Source organism: Novosphingobium sp. KACC 22771, from assembly GCF_028736195.1.
Taxonomy (GTDB): domain Bacteria; phylum Pseudomonadota; class Alphaproteobacteria; order Sphingomonadales; family Sphingomonadaceae; genus Novosphingobium.
Genome location: NZ_CP117882.1, coordinates 1072506 through 1091340, shown reverse-complemented (window position 1 = coordinate 1091340; position 18835 = coordinate 1072506). Strand labels below are relative to the sequence as shown.

The following is an 18835-nucleotide window of genomic DNA, read 5'->3' as shown; positions in this document are numbered from 1 at the left end:
GTTCCTTGCCGGTAATTCGCGATTGTGATCTATTCTGCGCAAGGGCGCTATGGCGGGAAATCAGGAACCCTTTTCCGGATAGGCTGGAATAGGATGTTGCCGTTCACTTCTTGTCGGAGCCCTGACCCATGCCCACCGTCATATCCCCCGATGCCGCCCTCAACCAATGGATTCGCCACGATTTCGCCGCGATCAACACCGCGCTGGAGGAACTCTATTTCGCGCAGGGCGACCGCGCGCAGGTCGAGGGCATCGGCGAGGATCTGAAAGAGGAACTGGTGCGCCGGGGCGAGGAATTGCTGGCCCCCCTGCTGGCCGAGGGGCGCACGCATGACGGGTTTGACGGCGCGCTCGAATTGCTGGGCGATGTGGGCCTATATCTGGGGGCGCTGCGCCGCCATGAACTGACCAACCCGGACCGCGAGACGGTATCGCCCTTTGCCACGGCCAGCGCGCTGGCGCTGCATGTGGGCGTGTCGATCGGCATGGCGCCGCGTTTCGCCACCGCGCATCTGGCCACGCATAATCGCGCGGTGGGCGGGTTGCGCCGCAGTTTCACCACGTTGCACGACGAATTCCTGTTCATCGACGAGAATACGCGCGGCATTTTCGGCCTGCAAAGCGCGGCCTATGCGCTGACCCGTCTGGTGCCGCTGGGGGCGAGCAGCCCGGTGGCCGATGTGCTGTTTGCCGAGGCCGAGGGCGCGTTGAAGGGCGTGGCGGCGTGCAATGCGCGTCTGTTTGAGAACCTTGATATTGATCGCTTCTTCTATTGCGTCCGGCCCTATTACAAACCTTATCGCGTGGGGCGGCAGGTCTATCGCGGGGCCAATGCGGGCGATTTTGCCGGGATCAACGAGATTGACCTGATGCTGGGCCTGTGCCGGGCCAGCGATCCCTATTACGCGCAATTGCTGCATGAAAAGCTGCCTTATATGTTGCCGGCCGAACAATTGCGCCTGCGCGAAAGCATGAGCCGCCGCTCGATCCTCGATCAATTGCTCGATCATGTGGACAGCCATCGCGATGCGCCGTGGTTTGTGGCCAATGTGCGGGCGTTTCTGGGCGTGTGCGATGCGTTTGGCGCGATTGCGGCCCAGCATCACAATCAGCTTGTCAGCCGTTTCGTCGCTACCCCCGCGCAGGCCATGGCGCCGGGCCATAGGCAGGGCATCACCGCCAGCGGGCCGCCGCTCGAAGCCTTGCTGCGTTCGCTCGAAACCTTGCGCGATTTGCGCATGGCCGCCCCGCGCGATGATATTGCCAGCCGCCATGCCGATATGGCCCGCCTGCGCGCCGCCATCGGCGCGTAAAAGAGAAGGGGAGCCGTCAAACTCCCCTTGCTCCTCCTGCGAATGCCCGGTTTGGGTTATTCGTAATTGATGCCCGGATTGGTGCCGGGATGGATCAGGCCCAAAACGTCCAGCCCTTCATCGCATGTGCATTGCAGCGAATGGCGGATCTTGCGCGGGAAGAAGATGACATCGCCCGCCTTGACCGGGGCGTGGAAATCATCGTTCCAGATGACCCCGGTGCCCGAGATGATGATCAGCGCTTCCTCATAAAGGTGGCGGTGCATTTCGGCCTTGGAGCGGGGGATATGGCCGATGAATTGCGCGGTGTTGCGCAAACCGTGGCGATCATCGAGCAGCACCTGGAAATAGCGCGGCCCCATCGCCTGGCGGGCGTCCTCGTCGATGCGGGCGATGCGTTCGGGATAGCTGTCGTCGAAATCCGTGCCCATTTCTGCCCTCTCGGCCAAGGCATTGCCGCCCGGGCATTCCGAGACATAGACGGCCAGTGGCGCGCTGGCGGTCAGGCGGAAACCTTCGCCGCGCCGGATATAGACGCCGCAGGGACCATCGAGGGGAAAGCTGCGCCCCTCGATCTCGACCTCGCCCGCGCCATGCCGCACCCACAGCACCACATCGCCCTCATCCGAGGCCAGCACCGGCGAGGCACCGGCAGGCAGCGTCAGATAGAATTGCGACTGATGCTGCGCCCCGGTATCGGGCGCGACCAGCCGGGCCAGCGCATAGGCATCGCCCATCCCAGGCGGCGAAACCACATAGCAGGGCGTGTTGAGGCGGGCGAAACCATCGGCATCAGCCTCGACCCGCTTGGTGTTCTGCGGCTCTTCCTCATCCTTATATCCGCCCGGCAGGTTTGAATGTTCGCCATCGCAGAACGGGCCGGTCTTGGTCTGCTTGCATCCGCACAGCAGCACTTCCTCGGCTTCCTTGGCGACATATTCGATGGGTTCAAATCCGGTGCCCTCGTGCGAAACGCTGTCGCAAAACGGCTGGCGCTTGGACAGGCCGCAGGCGCACCATTTGATTTTCTGGCCAGCGCGCAATTCGCGGTAATAGGGTTTGCGACTGGCGATATGGGCCTTGCGGGCGGCGCAGGTGTCAGCGGCTTTGCACTCGGTCACAGCGGACTTCCTTGGTTGGTAAGGCTGATGGATGCGGCTTTGGCATTCCGCATAAAGTATGAAAACGGATATATATGCTGATGCAATTTGCGGCAAGGCCGAATCGGCTTCACCGCAGACTTTTCGCCATTTTTCGATGCTGCATCGCGGCGAAACGGGCAAATTCATGGCAAGGGGCGAAATTACGTAGGCGATGCAAAATAGTGTCATATGCAAGTTAAATGGCGGATTTACGCGCCTTTGCCTCATGGGCGGGTCCAGCAAGAAAGGCCATTTGGGGCGCAGGAAAAAATGCTGCGCAATGCGTCAGTTGATTTCATATGATTTTGCATTCAATGATTGTGACGCATCCCGGCAAAACCCCGATTGGCGCCCAACAGCATAAGCCATCTGCCAAAAGGGCCGGGCCAGACCAACCCATAACCCATTAGGGGGGACCATGAGACCTGCCATTTTCTCGCGTCTGACCGCTCTGCTCTGCACCTCCGCCAGCATTCTGGCGCTTGCCCCGATAAGCGCCCATGCGCAAAGCGCCGAGTCCGCCCCGGTCCCCGGCGAAATCGTGGTCAGCGCCCAGCGCCGCAATGAATCCCTCTCCAAGGTTCCCATCAGCATCGCCGCCTTTACCGGCAAGGATCTTGAAAAGACCGGCATTACCGATGTTTCCGAGCTTTCCAAAGCCACCCCCGGCTTCCACGTCAGCCCCGGCGCGACGATTGGCGGCGGCAACAATATCTCGATCCGCGGCGTTTCCACCACGCAGGGCGCGGCCACCGTCGGCATCTATATCGACGATGTGCCGACACAAAGTCGCGCCAACAACTGGACCCAGCCGGTCAGCCCCAGCCTGTTCGACCTTGAGCGCGTGGAGGTTCTGCGCGGGCCGCAGGGCACACTTTACGGCGCCAGTTCGGAAGGCGGCACCGTCCGCTTCATCACCACCGCGCCCAGCCTGAGCCAGTGGAGCGGCAAGGCGGTCGGCGAGGTCAATGTCAACGCCAATGGCGGCATCGGCTATGAAACCGGCGTTGCGATGGGCGGTCCGCTGATCGCCGACAAATTGGGCATCCGGGTTTCGGTCGACAATCGCCGCGATGGCGGGTTCGTCGACCAGATGTCGCGCACCCAGACCGGCCAGGTCTTGAACAGCAACATCAACAGCACCGACAATACCTCGCTGCGCGTGGCGCTGACCTATGCGCCCAATGACAAGCTGACCATCACGCCTTTCTTCAATTATCAGCGCCTGCACGGCAATGACAACGGCCTGATCTGGTCGGGCGTCTGGCCTACCTCGGGCAAATATCAGAGCTTTGAACAGATCAGCACGCCCTTTACCGACGAGATCAAGATCGGCAGCCTGAAACTGGCCTATAATTTCGGCGGGGCCACGTTGACGTCGATCACCTCGGGCAACTGGCGCGATCTGTCGCGCGTGGACGATTACACGCAGGTCGCCGCCTATAACATCTTTGGCGCCAGCAGGACGGCGGCCTTCATGGCGGCCAATCCCAATTTCGGCTCGCCCCAGTCCACCGCCACCAAGCAGACCCTGTTCACGCAGGAAATCCGCCTGACCACCAATGATCAGACCGCGCCGATCTATGGCACGGTGGGTGTGTTCCTTTCCAGCTCAAAGCAGTCGCTGCTTCAGGTTGAATGGGGCGATGCGAATGCATCCTACCCCTCGGCCGTCTATTTCCTTCAGGGCGGCGCCTTGGTGCCGGGCAATGCGTTCAATTACAATGTTAGCAGCGGTCCCTTTCCGGCAGGCGGCATTCTGGCCAGCAAGTATCAGGTGGAAATCGACCGCCAGGCCTCTGCCTTTGCCGACGCGACATGGAATGTCACTTCGCGGCTGAAGTTCAACGCGGGCGTTCGCGTGGCGCGGCAAAGCTATTCGTTCCAATATATCGGCAATGGCTATTTCCAGGGCGGGGTCCAGATCCTGCCGCTGACCTCGACCAAATCAACGCCGATCAACCCCAAATTCAACATCTCGTGGCAGACCAACCCCAACCTGCTGCTCTATGCCACCGCGGCCAAGGGCAACCGGGCGGGCGGGGCCAACCGTCCGATTCCGGCCGCGCGCTGCGCCGCCGATATTGCCCAGAACGGCTCGATCCCCCAGACCTATGGCGATGACAGCGTGTGGAGCTTTGAAGGCGGCATGAAGGGCCGCTTCATGGGCGGCAAACTGTCGGTTTCGGGCAGCGGCTTCTATCTGAAGTGGCACAATGTTCAGCAGAACCTGTCGCTCTCGAATTGCTCGTTCAGCTATGTCGGCAATTTCGGGGATGCGACCAGCAAGGGTTTTGACCTGTCTGTCTCCGCCCGCCCGACCACATGGGCCACGATCAGCGGCAATGTCGGCTATACCAAGGCCACGCTAGACCAGAATGTGACGGGCACCGCCAATGCCGGCACCGGCGTCGCCCCGGTTCTGGCCACCAAGGGCAGTGCCTTGTCCTTCGTGCCGGACTGGACGGCGGATGTGGCGCTTGATCTCAACCACCCGCTGCCGTGGTATGGGCTGAACGGCTCGCTGCGCGTCGATTATCAATATGCCGGCCAATATACGCGCACCCCGGCGCTGGGTTCGACCCTGTATAATGCCATCAATTTTCAGGGCGATGCCTATGAACTGGTCAATCTGCGCGCAGGCGTGGCGAAGGACGCATGGACCTTCTCGGTCTTTGCCAAGAACCTGACCAATGCCTATCCCACGCTGTACAAAAGCTCGCAGTCGGGTGCGGCCAATATCTTCCTGATGACCTCGACGCTGGCGCCGCGCACAATTGGCGCCAATTTCACCTATCGCTGGTGATGGACCGGGGAAGGGGGCGCTCCGCCTCCTTCCCTCCGCCGGAGGACAGGCAAGAAAAAAGGGCGAGGGGGACATATCCCGCTCGCCCTTTTTTGTTGCACCGGCGCGATTACGGCTTGCGCGACATCAGCGAGACGAGGCTGTGAACGCCTTGCGCATAATTGCCCAGCCGCAGGTTTTCATTGGCGGCATGTTGGTTGTCGTCCAGATTGACCAGCGGCAGGATCACCACCGGCGCCTTCAATTCGCGCACCAAAGGCTCGGTCGGCACGCCGCCGCCCATCAACGGGATCACCACCGGATCGCCGCCGAAACTGTCCTTCAACCCCCCGATCAGCCAGCACCCCATCGGTTGCGCCGGATCGGTGAACAAAGCCTTGGAAAAGCTGCCGCCCTTGATCGTGGCCAGCAGGGGATAGCGCGCGCGGTCCTCCGCCGTTGGTGCGCCCTCGATCAGGTGGAACCCCATGGCCTCGGCCTGCGCGCGGATGAGGGCGAATTCATGGTCAAAGCTGACGCCGGGCACCGTGCGCAGATCGAGCGCCGCGCTGGCATCGGCCGGGATGATCGATCGGTCCAGCACGCCTCCGGAACCCGCAAACAGGCCCACCAGATTGAGTGTCGGCACCGCCATCGCCTCGCGGTAATTGGGCACAAAGCCTTCCGCCTTGGCCACGCCTGCGCGCTTCAACAGGCCCGCTTCATCATCCTCGACCGGATAGGCTTTCACCGCCGCCTTGAAGGCCGGATCGATGCCGTCGTAATATCCGGGCAATGTCACCTTGCCGTCGGCATCCTTGAAACTGGCGATCAGGCGCGTCAGGTTCTGCGCCGGATTGGGCACGACATTGCCGTAATGGCCCGAATGCATCGCCTCGGACGGGCCATAGACCTTGATGGTCAACCCGCCCCCGCCGCGATGGCCAAAGACCACCGTGGGCTTGTTGCTGGCATGCATCGGCCCGTCCAGCATCACCACGACATCGCCCGCCAGATCGGCGCGATTGTCGGCCACCACCTTGGCCAGCGTGGGCGGGCCGCCTTCTTCATGCGAATCCGCGATAAATCGGATGTTGACCGCAGGTTTGCGGCCCGATGCCTTTATAGCATCGACCGCCGCGATCAGCATCATGATCGGCGCCTTGTCATCGGCGGCGGAGCGGGCAAACAGGCGCGCGTCCGATTGCGGCCCGGCCTGCGCGCTCAATTGGTCGAGCGGCAGCGTAGCGCAAGTGTCCATATTGGCGCAGGCGCGCAACACGGGCGTAAAGGGATCGGCCTGTTTCCACTCCTTGGGATTGACCGGTTGCCCGTCCATATGGGCATAGAACAGGACCGTTGGCGCCTTTGGCCCCGCGCCTGCCCATTCGCCCCACACCATCGGCGTGTCGCCATCGGGCAATTGCCGCGCCTTCCACCCATGGGCCTTCAGTTTCGCTTCCAGCCATGCGGCATTGGCGCGAATATCGGCGCTGGATTTGGGCGTGACATTGGGGAGGCGCAGGAATTCCACCAATTCGCCAAGCGAGGCGTTGGTGGCCTTGGTTTCGGCGGGCGTGATCGGCCCGGCCATGGCGCCGCCCGCCATCAGGGCCAACGGGATGGCAAGCAGCGAGCGATGAAATTTGGCCATTTTCAGCAATGTCCTCAAGCCAATAGGGCGCGGTTGGCGATCAGAGCATCCACAAAGCGATCCACATCCGCAAGCGTATTGTAGAAATGGAACCCCGCCCGAAGTCGCCCATCACGGCAGGAGGTGATGACATCGCGCTCGGCCAGAGCTGTCACCAGCGCATTGTCATCCTTCGCCGCCACGGTCAGCAAAGGCCCTCGTCGCGCCGGATCGGTGGGCGATCCGGCGGCGATGCCTTCCTGCGCCAGGCGGGTGATGGTGAGCGCGGTCAATTGCCCGATCCAGTCGCCCACCGCGGGCAGGCCAACCTCGTTCAGCACCGCCAGCCCCGCCGCGCAGGCGATCGCATTGGGCACGGGCGGCGTTCCGCCTTCAAAGCGGCGGGCGGTGAGGCTGGGGGTGTTGGCGAAAATGTCCATTGCATTGATGTCGGCCTGCGCGAACCATCCGCTGCTGCGTGGGACCAGGTGCGCGGTGGCATCGGCACTGGCATAGAGAAAGCCTGCGCCTGCGGTGCCCAGCAGATATTTGAGGAAACCGCCTACATAGAAATCGACGCCCAGATCGGCGGGGCGGATCTCTTGCGTGCCGACGATCTGATAGCCGTCGAGGATGACCAGCGCGCCCAGTTCGTGCGCCCGCGCCACCACGGCGCGAATGTCTGCATCAGGAATGCGCCCGCCATGGCGATAGCACACATGCGACAGGGCCACGATGGCGGTCTGCTCGTCAATCGCGCTCAACAGCGCGTCGAGCGCGATCAGGCCATCTTCCGCCTCGGCGACATGGACGACCTGCGCTCCCGCCTTTTCCTGTGCGTGCCAGATCTGGGCGCTGGTGGGAAAATCGAAATTGGTGACCACGATCTTGGGCCGCGCCGCATAATCGAGCGAGGAGGCGACCGCATTAATTCCCGCAGAGGCTGAGGCCGTGATCGCCACCTCATCGCCCGCAACGCCCAGCATGGCGGCCATGGCCTCGCGCAGCCCTTCATTGGCCATCACCCACCCGCCCCAATCGGCGCCAACCTCTTCGCGCCGGTCGAGATAGGAATCGAAAGCCGCCCGCACCCCGCGCGCCAGCAGGCCGTAAGAGCCCGAATTGAAATAGGCGAGGCGCGGCAGCGAGGGGAATTGGCTACGCAGGGCGTCAAGGTCAAAGGAAGGGGTCACGCAATTGTCTCCGAATAAAAGGCGGATCAGCGGCTGAGCTGCGAGATCATCAGCACCAGAATGGACAGCGGCACGATGACCGCGGTGAACAGCCGCCACATTTTGTGCAGCGCCGGGGGAAGGGTGGTTTCGGAAGCGCTGAGGCGACGGCGCAGCGCGTATCCGGCAAAGAGCGCAATCAGCAGCGCGTTGATCGGCAGGAGAAACTCGCTGATCCCATGGTCGAGCGCGTCGAAGAAAGTCTTGCCGCCAAAGCCGGGGATGAAGGCGAGCGGGTGGACATCCTTGAGCGTGCTGAACGACAGCAGCGAGGGCAGGCCGACCATCCAGATCGCCAGACCCGTGCCATAGGCCACCAGCGGACGGGGCCACCGCTTGCGCTCCAGCCAATAGGCCGCGACGGGTTCCAGCATCCCGACCGCCGTGGTGAACGCGCCCAGTGTAATCAGGCCAAAGAACAGCGCGGCGATGAATTGCCCGCCCGGCATCGCGCCAAAGGCCACCGGCAGCGTGACAAAGATCAGGTTCGGCCCCTCCGCAGGGGTCAGGCCATGGGCCAGCACGATGGGAAAGATCGCCAAACCCGCCAGCAGCGACACGGCCACCACCGACCCGGCCACCACGCCCGCCGATTTTGGCACCGAAACCCCGGCGGGCAGATAGGCGGCATAGGTCATCAGCACGCCCGCGCCGATGGCGGTGGAAAACAGCGCCTGCCCCATCGCGGTCAGCAGGCTGGCGGGCGTCAGCCGGGCAAAATCGGGCGCGATCAGGAAATCGACCGCAGGCCCCAGACCCACCGTGATCGCATTATACAGCACCAGCCCGATCAGCACGGTGAACATCGCCACCATCTTGATGCGCGAGACGATTTCGATCCCGCGCTGAACGCCAAGGGCGACCACCGTGGCCGTGCCCATGATGAAGGTGAACTGCATCGCGCCCTGTCGCCATGGCGATCCGATCAGCGTTTCGAACAGATGGCGCGAGGCCCCGGCATCGGTCCCGGCAAAACCCTGCGCGATGGCCACGCGCGTGTAGTCAAGCGACCAGCCCGCCACCACGCTGTAATAGCTCAGGCCAAAGAAGGGGACGGCCAGGCTGAGCCAGCCCACCACGCGCCAGAAGGGCGAGGCGTTTTCCTCGGCCACCAGCCGCCGGACCGACCCCACCACGCTGCCCATGCCCGCTTTGCCAAGGCTCATTTCGGCGATCATCAAAGGCACGCAGAGCGCCGCGATGAACAGCATGTAGACCAGCACAAAAGCCCCGCCCCCATTGGCCCCGGCCACATAGGGAAAGCGCCAGAGGCTGCCCAGCCCGATGGCGGCCGCCGCCGTTGCCAGCACGAATCCAAGGTTGGAGGTCCACAGGTCCTTGTTATTTTGGCTGCTCATCATTGTCCCCATGGCGCTGTGCGGGGGTGGCGCCATTCATATTCATAATCATATACATTCTGAAATGAATTATGCAATATGGAGTCACCGGATGGAAATCCTCGCCAAATTGCGTAAAGGAGCCAGGGGGAGCCTTATCTATGAACCCTGAAATGAGTGATGACACGCAGGCCGATGGCAATGGCTGGCTGGGAGATTTCCTGCCATATCAGATCTATCGCGTCAGCAGCCTGATGAACATCCGCCTGAGCGGGCGCTTGAAGGCCAGCGGGATCAATCTCTCGCAATGGCGCGTGCTGTCGGTTTTGCGATCACAGGGGCAAATGTCGATGTCGCAGATTGTTGACCGCACCTTGATGGAGCAGCCCACGATCAGCCGCGTTATCAGCCAGTTGCACAATGACGGGATGGTCGAGCGCGAGATTTCGCCCGAGGATTCGCGCGTGGCTCTGGTGTCGCTCAGCGAACGGGGGCGAGCATTGTTTGACGAGATCGCGGTTTCGGCGGTGCGGCATCAGAAGATTGCGCTGGACGGGGTCAGCAAGGCCGACATTGCTGCGCTGCGCCGCGCCCTGTCGCAGATCGAGGCGAATATCAGCGAGGTTTGATGATGGCCGATAGCACAACCGATTCCGGCGAACCGCATCCCCATATCGGCGGGGCCTATACGATCTTTTATTATGACGATCTGGAGGCGGCGTCGGATTGGTATGCCAATGTGCTGGGCCTGAAGCGGATGCTGTCGGCGCCGGGGCTGGAGATATTCCGGCTGGGCGGGGCGTCCTGCGTTGCGCTGGTGGGTGCGGGCCATGGCAGCCAGCTGCCGGTGCGCGGGGCGAACAAGGGCGTGATCCTCTCGCTGGAAACCCAGGATCTGGAAGGTTGGCATGCGCGCCTGTTCCGCATGGGCGTGGCGGGCGTGGGCGAAGGGCTGCAGACCGGGGTGGATGGGCGCACCCTGGAATTCAAGTTGCGCGATCCGGGCGGCTATTGCATTGAATTTTTTGAATGGATTTGATTGGAGGCACGCCCAAGGCCGGTTGGGAGGGGTGGCGACCAAGCCTCCTCCCAACCGGCTGGTCAAGCGCCTTAGCGGGCGGTCTGCCCACCGCGTGCAGCCTGAATGGCGGCGTGAAACTCATCTCTTGTCATGTTGATCATCAACCCCTTGTCCCCCGGTGCCAGCGAGGCAATCGGAATGGTCACCTTGCCCTGCGTGGTGGCGACGATCACATTCTTGTCGTTTTCCTCAGAAATTGTTCCGAGTTGTTCGCCGATCTTGTCATAGATGGTATCGCCAATATTGGGCGATACGGGCTGGCCAGCAGCTTCTGCCGCTGCGCTTTCGGAAGTAGTCTGCGAAGACTCCGGAGCATTTTGGGCGTAAGCCACATTGGGTGCGGCCGCAACAAAGGTTGCTGCGAGAAGGATCTTTGAGTAGTTCATGACATCATCTCCGGTTTCCTCCCGGTAAAATTTATATATTATTGCTTATTCGATTTTCCTATTCAAATGCGCTCAAATCTTGTTTGAGCGCGATAAGCTGTGACCGGCAAATCAGTTGAAAATTCGTCCATGCGCTATCGCAGCCCTGGTTTGACGGGGTTTTGACCATCGGGCCTAGACCCCCGCAAACAGCCGCGCATCCTGCTTCACGATCTCGCTCAGCCAGTCGATGGTGACGCGGATGCGTTGCAGCCCATGCGTGTCCTTGTGGGTGACCAGCCAGAAGCTGCGCGTGATGGTGTGGCCGGGCAAAACGCGCACCAGCGTGGGATCGGCATCGCCGATAAAGCAGGGCAGCACGCCAACCCCGGCGTAGGATTTGAGCATGATGTGCTGGGCAAGGATCGAGGTCGAGCGCAAGGTGGCGACCAGATCGGGGTCAATATCGCCCAGATAGTTGAGTTCGGGCGCATAGATCAGTTCGGGCACATAGCCGACCAATTGATGCCCGTTTCGCAGGTCGGCCGGGGTCAGGATCGGTTTGCGCTCCGCGAGATAGGCGGGGCTGGCATAAAGGCGCAATGCGTAATTGGACAATTTGCGCGCGATCAGCGGCCCGGTCTTGGGGCGGGACAGCAGCACGGCAATATCGGCCTCGCGCCGCGACGGGCTGAGAAATCCGCTTGAGGCAACCAGATCCACCGTGAGCCCCGGATAGCGCGCGGCAAAAGCGCCGAGATGCCGCGCGACCACCCAACTGCCAAAGCCCTCCGAAACGCTGATCCGCACGCTGCCGGTGGGGCCGGAGGGCGAATGGGCGCTCTCCAGTTCGCTGCTGGCCAGGGCCATCTGTTCGACCACTGCGAGCAGGCGCTCACCCGCCGGGGTTAGGATCTGTCCCTCGCGGGTCTGCTCGAACAGGGTGGCGCCCATCTGGCCTTCCAGACGGCGCAGGCGGCGGCCGATGGTGGTGGCGTCCATGCCCATCATGCGCCCGGCCCGCGCCAGTTGTCCGGTGCGCGCCACGGCCAGAAAGGCTTGAAAATCGCTCCAGTCGGCTGCCTGCATTTTTGCAGGTCTAACGGGCATTAATGTCTGTTGCCAGACATTTTTGGGCCAATACAAGGGGAGGAAATGAAGCCATGGGAAGGATGCGAAAGTGCGCTTTATCGACCATCTGATCGTCGGCGGTTCGGGCGGCGCTCCGGCGCGCAAGGCTCCGGTTTTCAATCCTTCCAACGGCGCCGTGCAGGCCGAGGTCGCGCTGGGCGATGCCGCGCTGCTCGACCGCGCCGTGGCCGCCGCGCAGGCCGCCCAGCCGGCATGGGCCGCCACCAACCCCCAGCGCCGCGCCCGCGTGATGTTTGAATTCAAACGTCTGGTCGAGGCCAATATGCAGAATTTGGCCGAACTGCTGGCCAGTGAGCATGGCAAGGTGGTGGCGGACGCCAAGGGCGATATCCAGCGGGGGCTGGAAGTGATCGAGTTCGCTTGCGGCATCCCCCATGCGCTGAAAGGGGAATATACCAATGGCGCCGGTCCGGGCATCGACGTTTATTCGATGCGCCAGCCCATCGGCATTGGCGCTGGCATCACACCTTTCAACTTTCCCGCGATGATCCCGATGTGGATGTTCGGCGTGGCGATCGCTTGCGGCAATGCCTTTATCCTGAAACCCAGCGAGCGCGATCCTTCGGTCCCGGTGCGTCTTGTCGAACTGATGCTGGAGGCGGGCGCGCCCGAGGGCATCCTGCAATGCGTCCATGGCGACAAGGAGATGGTGGACGCCATTCTCGACCATCCCGCCATCGGCGCGATCAGCTTTGTCGGATCGTCCGACATCGCCAATTATGTTTACCAGCGCGGCGCGGCCAACGGCAAACGCGTGCAGGCGATGGGTGGGGCCAAGAACCACGGCATCATCATGCCCGATGCCGACATCGACCGGGCGGTGGGCGATCTGGTAGGCGCGGCCTTTGGTTCGGCGGGCGAGCGCTGTATGGCGCTGCCGGTGGTGGTGCCGGTGGGCGAGGGGACGGCAGAGCGCCTGATCGAGAAACTGCTGCCCGAAATCGCCGCGCTCAATGTCGGGGCCAGCCTTGATGCCTCGGCCCATTACGGCCCCGTCGTCACCGCCCAGCACAAGGCCCGCATTGAGGAATGGATCGCCACCTGCGAGGCAGAAGGCGGCCAGATTCTTGTCGACGGCCGCCATTTCACGCCGCAAGGGCTGGAGGGCGGTTTCTATGTCGGCCCCACGCTGATCGACCATGTGACGCCCGACATGAGCAGTTATCACAATGAGATCTTCGGCCCTGTGCTGCAGATCGTGCGCGCGCCCGATTTCGAAACCGCGCTGTCCCTGCCCAGCCGCCATCAATATGGCAATGGCGTGGCGATCTTTACCCGCAATGGCCATGCCGCGCGCGAATTTGCCGCGCGGGTCAATGTCGGCATGGTGGGCATCAATGTGCCGATCCCGGTGCCGGTGGCCTATCACACGTTTGGCGGATGGAAGCGCAGCGCCTTCGGCGATACCAATCAGCATGGTATGGAGGGCGTCAAGTTCTGGACCAAAATCAAGACGATCACCGCCAGATGGCCCGACAGTACCCCCGATGGCGGCAATGCCTTCATCATCCCCACGATGGGTTGAGACAGGACAGAGGATTTCATGACCGACGCCTTTACGCTCAATGAGGATCAGCTCTCGATACAGGAGGCCGCCGCCCGGTTTACCGCCTCCGCGATCACGCCCCATGCCGCCCGGTGGGACGAGGAGCATCATTTCCCCCGCGAGGTGATGAGCGCGGCGGGCGAGATGGGCTTTGGCGCGATCTATGTGGGCGAGGAGAGCGGCGGCATCGGTCTGGGGCGGCTGGAGGCGGCACTGGTGATCGAGGCGATGGCTTATGGGTGCCCCGCCACGGCGGCCTTTGTCTCGATCCACAATATGGCCGCATGGATGATCGACCGGTTTGGCGGTGATGCCTTAAAGGCGCGCTATCTGCCCGAACTGGTGGGGATGGACAAACTGGCCTCCTATTGCCTGACCGAGCCGGGCAGCGGATCGGATGCGGCGGCGCTGAGCACCACGGCGCGGCGGGATGGCGATCATTATGTGCTGAACGGCACCAAGCAGTTCATTTCGGGCGCGGGGGTGAATGATCTCTATCTCATCATGGTCCGCACCGGCGAAGCCGGACCCAAGGGCATCTCCTGCCTGTTGGTGGAAAAGGGCACGCCGGGCCTGAGTTTTGGCGCGCCGGAACGGAAACTGGGCTGGAACGCATCGCCCACCGCGCAGGTGATCCTTGAGGATGTGCGCGTGCCGGTGGAAAACCGGCTGGGCGAGGAGGGCGACGGGTTCAAGATCGCCATGGCCGGGATCGACGGCGGGCGGGTCAATATCGGCGCCTGCTCGCTGGGCGGGGCGCAGCGATGCCTTCACGAGGCGATTGCCTATACCAAGGAGCGCAAGCAATTCGGCAAGGCGATCGCCGATTTTCAGAACACGCAATTCGTGCTGGCCGATATGGCCACCGAATTGGAGGCGGCGCGGGCGCTGCTCTATGCCGCCGCGGGCAAGGTGACGCGCGGCGATCCCGACAAGACCGCCTTTGCCGCCATGGCCAAGCGTTTCGCCACCGATACGGGCTCGTCGGTCGTGGACCGCGCCTTGCAGATGTTTGGCGGCTACGGCTATTTGCGCGACTATCCGATCGAGCGCTTCTGGCGCGATCTGCGCGTGCATCGCATTCTGGAAGGGACCAATGAAATCATGCGCCTGATCATCGCGCGGGATCTGCTGAAATGAGCGAAGTCCTGATCAGGGCAGAGGGGCGCGCCGGTCTGCTCTCGCTCAACCGCCCGCGTGCGATCCATGCCCTGACGCTGGATATGGTGCGGGCGATGGTCCCGGCCCTGCTGGGCTGGCGCGATGATCCGGCGGTGGGCGCGGTGATGATCGACCATGCGGTCGATCCGGCGGGCGATCCCAAACTCTCGCGCGGCTTTTGTTCGGGGGGCGATATCAACCTGCTGCGCCAATCGGCGCTGAGCGATGGTGGGGCTGCCGGGCGGCGGTTTTTCTTTGAGGAATATCAGCTCAACCACCTGATCTTTGCCTATGGCAAGCCGGTAGTGGCCTTTATGGACGGCATCACCATGGGCGGGGGCGTGGGCATCAGCGGCCCGGCGCGCTTTCGCGTGGCCACGCAGAACACAAGGCTGGCGATGCCTGAAAGCGGGATCGGCCTGTTCCCCGATGTGGGCGGGGGATGGTATCTTTCGCGCCTTGGTGGTCGTTTGGGGCAGTATCTGGCGCTGACGGGCTCGCGGCTGGATGGGGCGGAATGTGTTTGGGCCGGATTGGCCACGCATTATCTGCTCGCAGAGAGCCTGCCCGAGGCCAAGGCGCGGATCGTCGCGGGCGAGGCACCCGAGGCGGTGCTGGATGCGCTGTCCTCGACGCCGCCTGCCCCGGCGCTGGCCGATCATGCCGCCGACATCGCCCGCCTGTTTGCCGGTGATCGACTGGAGGACATTCTGGCGGCGCTGGAGGATGATGGCGGAGATTTTGCGGCCCGCACGCTGGCCACGATCCGAACCAAAAGCCCGACCACCTGCAAGGTCGCGCTGCGCCAATTGGCCGCCAGCCTGACCTTGCCCGATTTCGCCGCCAATATGGCCATGGAATACCGGATCGGATCGCGCGTGCTGATGCTGCCCGATTTTGCCGAAGGGGTGCGCGCGGTGATCATCGACAAGGACAATGCCCCGGCATGGAACCCGGCCTGCGCGCAAGAGGTGACCGAGGCCATGCTCGACGCTATCTTTGCCCCATTGCCACCATCGGAAGAATGGAAACCCCTATGAGCTTTGAGACAATCCTGGTTGAACAAAAGGGCGCGGTAACGCTCATCACGCTCAACCGGCCCAAGGCGCTCAATGCGCTCAATTCTCAGGTCTGCGCCGAACTGGTCGCCGCCTTTGCCGCCTTTGAGGCCGACGATACGCAGGGCTGCGCGGTGCTGACCGGCAGCGGCGAGAAGGCCTTTGCCGCCGGGGCCGATATCAAGGAAATGGCCGAAAAACCCGCCGCTGATTTCTTCCTTCAGGACTTCTTTGCCGATTGGACCGCCAAATTGGTCAAGGCCACGCGCAAGCCGTGGATCGCGGCGGTCAATGGCTTTGCTCTGGGCGGCGGCTGCGAACTGGCGATGATGGCCGATTTCATTCTGGCCGCCGACACCGCCAAATTCGGCCAGCCCGAGATCAAGCTGGGCGTGGCCCCCGGCATGGGCGGTTCCCAGCGTCTGACCCGCGCGGTGGGCAAGGCCAAGGCGATGGAAATGTGCCTGACCGGGCGGATGATGGGCGCGGTCGAGGCCGAGAGCGCCGGGTTGGTGGCGCGCATCGTGCCGCTGGCCGATCTGCTCGACGATGCGTTGAAAACCGCGCAGACCATTGCCGAGATGCCCCGTATGGCGGCCATCGCCAACAAGGAAATGGTCAATACCGCCTTTGAGACCACGCTGGATCAGGGCCTGCTCCACGAGCGCCGCCTGTTCCAGATCCTGACCGCGAGCGCCGACAAGGCCGAGGGCATGGCGGCCTTTGTCGAGAAGCGCGCCGCCCAATGGCAGGGCCGATAACACAATAAACGTAAGGGAGAGGTCATCATGAATATCGCCTTCATCGGATTGGGCAATATGGGCGGCGGCATGGCGGCCAATCTGGTGAAGGCGGGGCATGAGGTCCATGCCTTCGATCTGGCGCAGGGGGCGCTGGACCGTGCGGCGGGCAATGGCTGCGCCCCTTTCGCCAACATGCGCGATGCGGTGGCGGATGTGGAAGCCGTTGTCTCGATGCTCCCCAATGGGGCCATCGTGAAGGCGGTCTATTCCGGCGATGTGATCGGTCATGCCCCGGCGGGCGCGCTGCTGCTCGATTGTTCGACCATTGATGTGGCCAGCGCGCGCGAGGTCACAGCGCTGGCGCAGGAGGGGGGCTATCGCATGGTCGATGCCCCCGTCTCGGGCGGGATCGCGGCGGCCAACGCGGGTACGCTGACCTTTATGGTGGGCGGGGCGGCGGATGATTTCGTCGCCGCCCAGCCGATCTTTGCGGCCATGGGCAAGGCCGTGATCCACGCGGGCGAGAGCGGCGCGGGGCAGGCGGCCAAGATCTGCAACAACATGCTGCTGGGCGCCAGTATGGTGGCCACATGCGAGGCGTTCAAACTGGCCGAAAGGCTGGGGCTGGATCTTCAGACCTTCTACGATATCTCGTCCAAGGCTTCGGGCCAGTGCTGGTCGATGACCTCCTATTGCCCGGTGCCGGGGGTGGGGCCGGAGACGCCTGCGGATCATGGCTATCAGGGCGGATTTGCCACCGCGCTGATGCTGAAAGATCTGAAACTGGCCATGGCGGCGGCGCAGGATGCGGGTGCGCCCGTGCCAATGGGCCACCGTGCGCAGGAACTCTACGCCGCCTTTGATGCGGCCGGGAATGGCGGCATGGATTTTTCCGCCATTATCAAAACGCTCTGAACCCTAGCCGTGGCGGCGGGCAACCCGCGACGCCACGGCCCAGATCGCAAGGCCGGCCAGCGCCAGCCCCGCTCCGACAAAGCCGGTCGAGGCCCAGCCATAGCCCGCCGCAATCGCCATGCCGCCAAGCCACGGGCCCAGCGCATTGGCGGTGTTGAAGGCCGAATGGTTGAGCGCGGCGGCCAGCGTCTGCGCCTCGCCCGCCACATCCATCAGCCTTGTTTGCAGCACCGAGCCCAGCGCCCCGCCGATGCCGATGGCAAAGACCACCACCGCCACGGCCCAGACATGCCCCACGGCAAAAGGATAGATCGCCAGCCACGCCGCGCTCCACACGAGGAGGCCGCCCGCCGTGGGCATCAGCGCCCGGTCGGCAAAGCGCGGGGCAATGATATTCCCCAGCGTCATCCCCACGCCGAAAATCGCGAAGATCAGCGGGATCGCTGCTTTGGAAGCATGGGTGACCTCGATCAGCGTCGAGGCGATATAGGTATAGACGCAGAACATGCCGCCAAAGCCGATCGCGCCAATGCCCAGCGTCAGCCACACCTGACCCCGCGCCAGCGCGCCCAGTTCGCGCATCGGGCTGGCCCCGGCCGCCGGGCGATCGTGCGGGGCAAAGCGCGCCACCATGGCAGCGCAGAGCAGCGCCAGCCCGGCCACCACGCCAAAGCCCCAGCGCCAATTGACCGATTGCCCCAGCACGCTGGCCGTCGGCACGCCGATGATCGTGGCGACGGTCAGGCCCAGCATGACATAGCCCACCGCCTGCGTGCGCTTTTCGGGGGGCACCAGACTGGTCGCCATCAACGCGGCCACGCCGAAATAAGCCCCATGCGGCAGGCCCGAAAGAAAGCGGAAAACGAGCATCCAGTGATAATCGGGCGCCAGCGCCGAAAGCGCGTTGCACAGGCCAAACATCGCCATCAGCAGGATCAGCAGCGTCCGCCGCGCCAGATTGGCCCCCAGCACCGCCAGCAACGGCGCCCCCACCACCACGCCCAGCGCATAGGCGCTGATCACATGACCGGCCGTGGGCGCATCCACATGCAGCCCGTCGGCCATGTAGGGCAGCAGGCTCATCGTGGCGAATTCGGTGGTGCCGATGGCAAATCCGCCCATCGCCAGCGCGAGATGCACGAGGGCAACCGGGGAAGCTCTGTCGGCAGGGGGTAGAACAAGGGCGGCTTGGTCCAGGGCGGGGGCGCTCATGGGGGGCCTTTCGAGTTGGGGGGCTTTCATGCGCTGCGGCACATGCGAGTCTGTATGTAGGGATGAGGGCGCGCGTTGTCAGGCCCTAAAATGCTGCATTGCAGCATATCCATTCCTATTCGCCGCGCTGTCACCAATTCGACGCATTGGCATCCTAGCG

16 protein-coding genes are annotated in these 18835 nt (G+C 63.1%); 9 read left to right on the top strand and 7 right to left on the bottom strand.

The features are described 5' to 3' along the window. Window positions 1–128 precede the first annotated feature (128 nt). Entirely contained in the window at window positions 129–1313 is a 1185-nt protein-coding gene (locus tag PQ467_RS21715) for a PrnB family protein (RefSeq protein ID WP_274176555.1), read from the top strand. A gap of 56 nt (window positions 1314–1369) precedes the next feature. Here PQ467_RS21715 and PQ467_RS21710 read toward each other — a convergent pair whose 3' ends face one another. Beyond that, entirely contained in the window at window positions 1370–2434 is a 1065-nt protein-coding gene (locus PQ467_RS21710) for a cupin domain-containing protein (RefSeq protein ID WP_274176554.1), read from the bottom strand. A 439-nt stretch (window positions 2435–2873) separates the two neighbouring features. On the opposite strand from PQ467_RS21710, the gene PQ467_RS21705 reads away from it, so the two are divergent. Continuing rightward, the gene (locus PQ467_RS21705; RefSeq protein ID WP_274176553.1) at window positions 2874–5261 is read left to right on the top strand and encodes a TonB-dependent receptor; all 2388 of its coding nucleotides are present in this window, start codon (window positions 2874–2876) and stop codon (window positions 5259–5261) included. 109 nt (window positions 5262–5370) lie between these two features. Here the strand turns inward: PQ467_RS21705 and PQ467_RS21700 are convergent, their stop codons facing one another. The 3 genes from PQ467_RS21700 to PQ467_RS21690 are packed head-to-tail and all read right to left on the bottom strand — an operon-like array spanning window position 5371 to window position 9463. Further along, the gene (locus tag PQ467_RS21700) at window positions 5371–6894 is read right to left on the bottom strand and encodes a M20/M25/M40 family metallo-hydrolase (RefSeq protein ID WP_274176552.1); all 1524 of its coding nucleotides are present in this window, start codon (window positions 6892–6894) and stop codon (window positions 5371–5373) included. 14 nt (window positions 6895–6908) lie between these two features. Further along, window positions 6909–8066, bottom strand: coding sequence for an aminotransferase class V-fold PLP-dependent enzyme (locus PQ467_RS21695; protein WP_274176551.1), 1158 nt, complete (start codon window positions 8064–8066; stop codon window positions 6909–6911). A 26-nt stretch (window positions 8067–8092) separates the two neighbouring features. Then, entirely contained in the window at window positions 8093–9463 is a 1371-nt protein-coding gene (locus tag PQ467_RS21690) for a sodium-dependent transporter (protein WP_274176550.1), read from the bottom strand. 140 nt (window positions 9464–9603) lie between these two features. Here PQ467_RS21690 and PQ467_RS21685 point away from each other — a divergent pair, with 140 nt between their 5' ends. Both PQ467_RS21685 and PQ467_RS21680 read left to right on the top strand, forming a co-directional pair. Further along, window positions 9604–10071, top strand: coding sequence for a MarR family winged helix-turn-helix transcriptional regulator (locus PQ467_RS21685; protein ID WP_274176549.1), 468 nt, complete (start codon window positions 9604–9606; stop codon window positions 10069–10071). 2 nt (window positions 10072–10073) lie between these two features. Next, entirely contained in the window at window positions 10074–10481 is a 408-nt protein-coding gene (locus PQ467_RS21680) for a VOC family protein (protein ID WP_274176548.1), read from the top strand. A gap of 71 nt (window positions 10482–10552) precedes the next feature. Here PQ467_RS21680 and PQ467_RS21675 read toward each other — a convergent pair whose 3' ends face one another. Further along, window positions 10553–10909: a hypothetical protein gene (locus tag PQ467_RS21675; protein WP_274176547.1), complete on the bottom strand. Its 357-nt coding sequence runs from the start codon at window positions 10907–10909 to the stop codon at window positions 10553–10555. 174 nt (window positions 10910–11083) lie between these two features. After that, window positions 11084–11977, bottom strand: coding sequence for a LysR family transcriptional regulator (locus tag PQ467_RS21670; protein WP_274176546.1), 894 nt, complete (start codon window positions 11975–11977; stop codon window positions 11084–11086). 91 nt (window positions 11978–12068) lie between these two features. Here PQ467_RS21670 and PQ467_RS21665 point away from each other — a divergent pair, with 91 nt between their 5' ends. From PQ467_RS21665 to mmsB, 5 genes are read left to right on the top strand one after another with little or no spacing between them, the layout of a single operon-like run. Then, entirely contained in the window at window positions 12069–13565 is a 1497-nt protein-coding gene (locus PQ467_RS21665) for a CoA-acylating methylmalonate-semialdehyde dehydrogenase (protein WP_274176545.1), read from the top strand. An 18-nt stretch (window positions 13566–13583) separates the two neighbouring features. Beyond that, window positions 13584–14726 carry an acyl-CoA dehydrogenase family protein gene (locus PQ467_RS21660; RefSeq protein ID WP_274176544.1) on the top strand — a complete coding sequence of 381 codons (1143 nt, stop codon included), beginning with the start codon at window positions 13584–13586 and terminating at the stop codon, window positions 14724–14726. Beyond that, window positions 14723–15787 (top strand): enoyl-CoA hydratase/isomerase family protein, encoded by a 1065-nt coding sequence (locus PQ467_RS21655; RefSeq protein WP_274176543.1) that lies wholly within the window; start codon window positions 14723–14725, stop codon window positions 15785–15787. Before PQ467_RS21660 ends, PQ467_RS21655 begins: the two co-directional genes overlap by 4 nt. Next, entirely contained in the window at window positions 15784–16566 is a 783-nt protein-coding gene (locus tag PQ467_RS21650) for an enoyl-CoA hydratase-related protein (RefSeq protein WP_274176542.1), read from the top strand. The genes PQ467_RS21655 and PQ467_RS21650 overlap by 4 nt, the downstream gene beginning before the upstream one ends. Before the next feature lie 27 nt (window positions 16567–16593). Beyond that, window positions 16594–17463, top strand: coding sequence for a 3-hydroxyisobutyrate dehydrogenase (mmsB, locus tag PQ467_RS21645; RefSeq protein ID WP_274176541.1), 870 nt, complete (start codon window positions 16594–16596; stop codon window positions 17461–17463). A 3-nt stretch (window positions 17464–17466) separates the two neighbouring features. Here mmsB and PQ467_RS21640 read toward each other — a convergent pair whose 3' ends face one another. Further along, a complete protein-coding gene (locus tag PQ467_RS21640) occupies window positions 17467–18675 on the bottom strand; it encodes an MFS transporter (RefSeq protein ID WP_443193025.1) in 1209 nt (402 codons plus the stop codon). Between the last annotated feature and the right edge of the window lie 160 nt (window positions 18676–18835).

Excerpts from the sequence above, each read along its gene's own strand:
- PQ467_RS21705 (WP_274176553.1), top strand. The coding sequence starts at position 2,874 with ATGAGACCTGCCATTTTCTCGCGTCTGACCGCTCTGCTCTGCACCTCC.
- PQ467_RS21650 (WP_274176542.1), top strand. The coding sequence starts at position 15,784 with ATGAGCTTTGAGACAATCCTGGTTGAACAAAAGGGCGCGGTAACGCTC.
- PQ467_RS21675 (WP_274176547.1), bottom strand. The coding sequence starts at position 10,909 with ATGAACTACTCAAAGATCCTTCTCGCAGCAACCTTTGTTGCGGCCGCA.
- PQ467_RS21700 (WP_274176552.1), bottom strand. The coding sequence starts at position 6,894 with ATGGCCAAATTTCATCGCTCGCTGCTTGCCATCCCGTTGGCCCTGATG.
- PQ467_RS21670 (WP_274176546.1), bottom strand. The coding sequence starts at position 11,977 with ATGCAGGCAGCCGACTGGAGCGATTTTCAAGCCTTTCTGGCCGTGGCG.
- PQ467_RS21655 (WP_274176543.1), top strand. The coding sequence starts at position 14,723 with ATGAGCGAAGTCCTGATCAGGGCAGAGGGGCGCGCCGGTCTGCTCTCG.
- PQ467_RS21685 (WP_274176549.1), top strand. The coding sequence starts at position 9,604 with ATGAACCCTGAAATGAGTGATGACACGCAGGCCGATGGCAATGGCTGG.
- PQ467_RS21640 (WP_443193025.1), bottom strand. The coding sequence starts at position 18,675 with ATGAGCGCCCCCGCCCTGGACCAAGCCGCCCTTGTTCTACCCCCTGCC.
- PQ467_RS21680 (WP_274176548.1), top strand. The coding sequence starts at position 10,074 with ATGGCCGATAGCACAACCGATTCCGGCGAACCGCATCCCCATATCGGC.
- PQ467_RS21715 (WP_274176555.1), top strand. The coding sequence starts at position 129 with ATGCCCACCGTCATATCCCCCGATGCCGCCCTCAACCAATGGATTCGC.
- mmsB (WP_274176541.1), top strand. The coding sequence starts at position 16,594 with ATGAATATCGCCTTCATCGGATTGGGCAATATGGGCGGCGGCATGGCG.
- PQ467_RS21690 (WP_274176550.1), bottom strand. The coding sequence starts at position 9,463 with ATGAGCAGCCAAAATAACAAGGACCTGTGGACCTCCAACCTTGGATTC.
- PQ467_RS21660 (WP_274176544.1), top strand. The coding sequence starts at position 13,584 with ATGACCGACGCCTTTACGCTCAATGAGGATCAGCTCTCGATACAGGAG.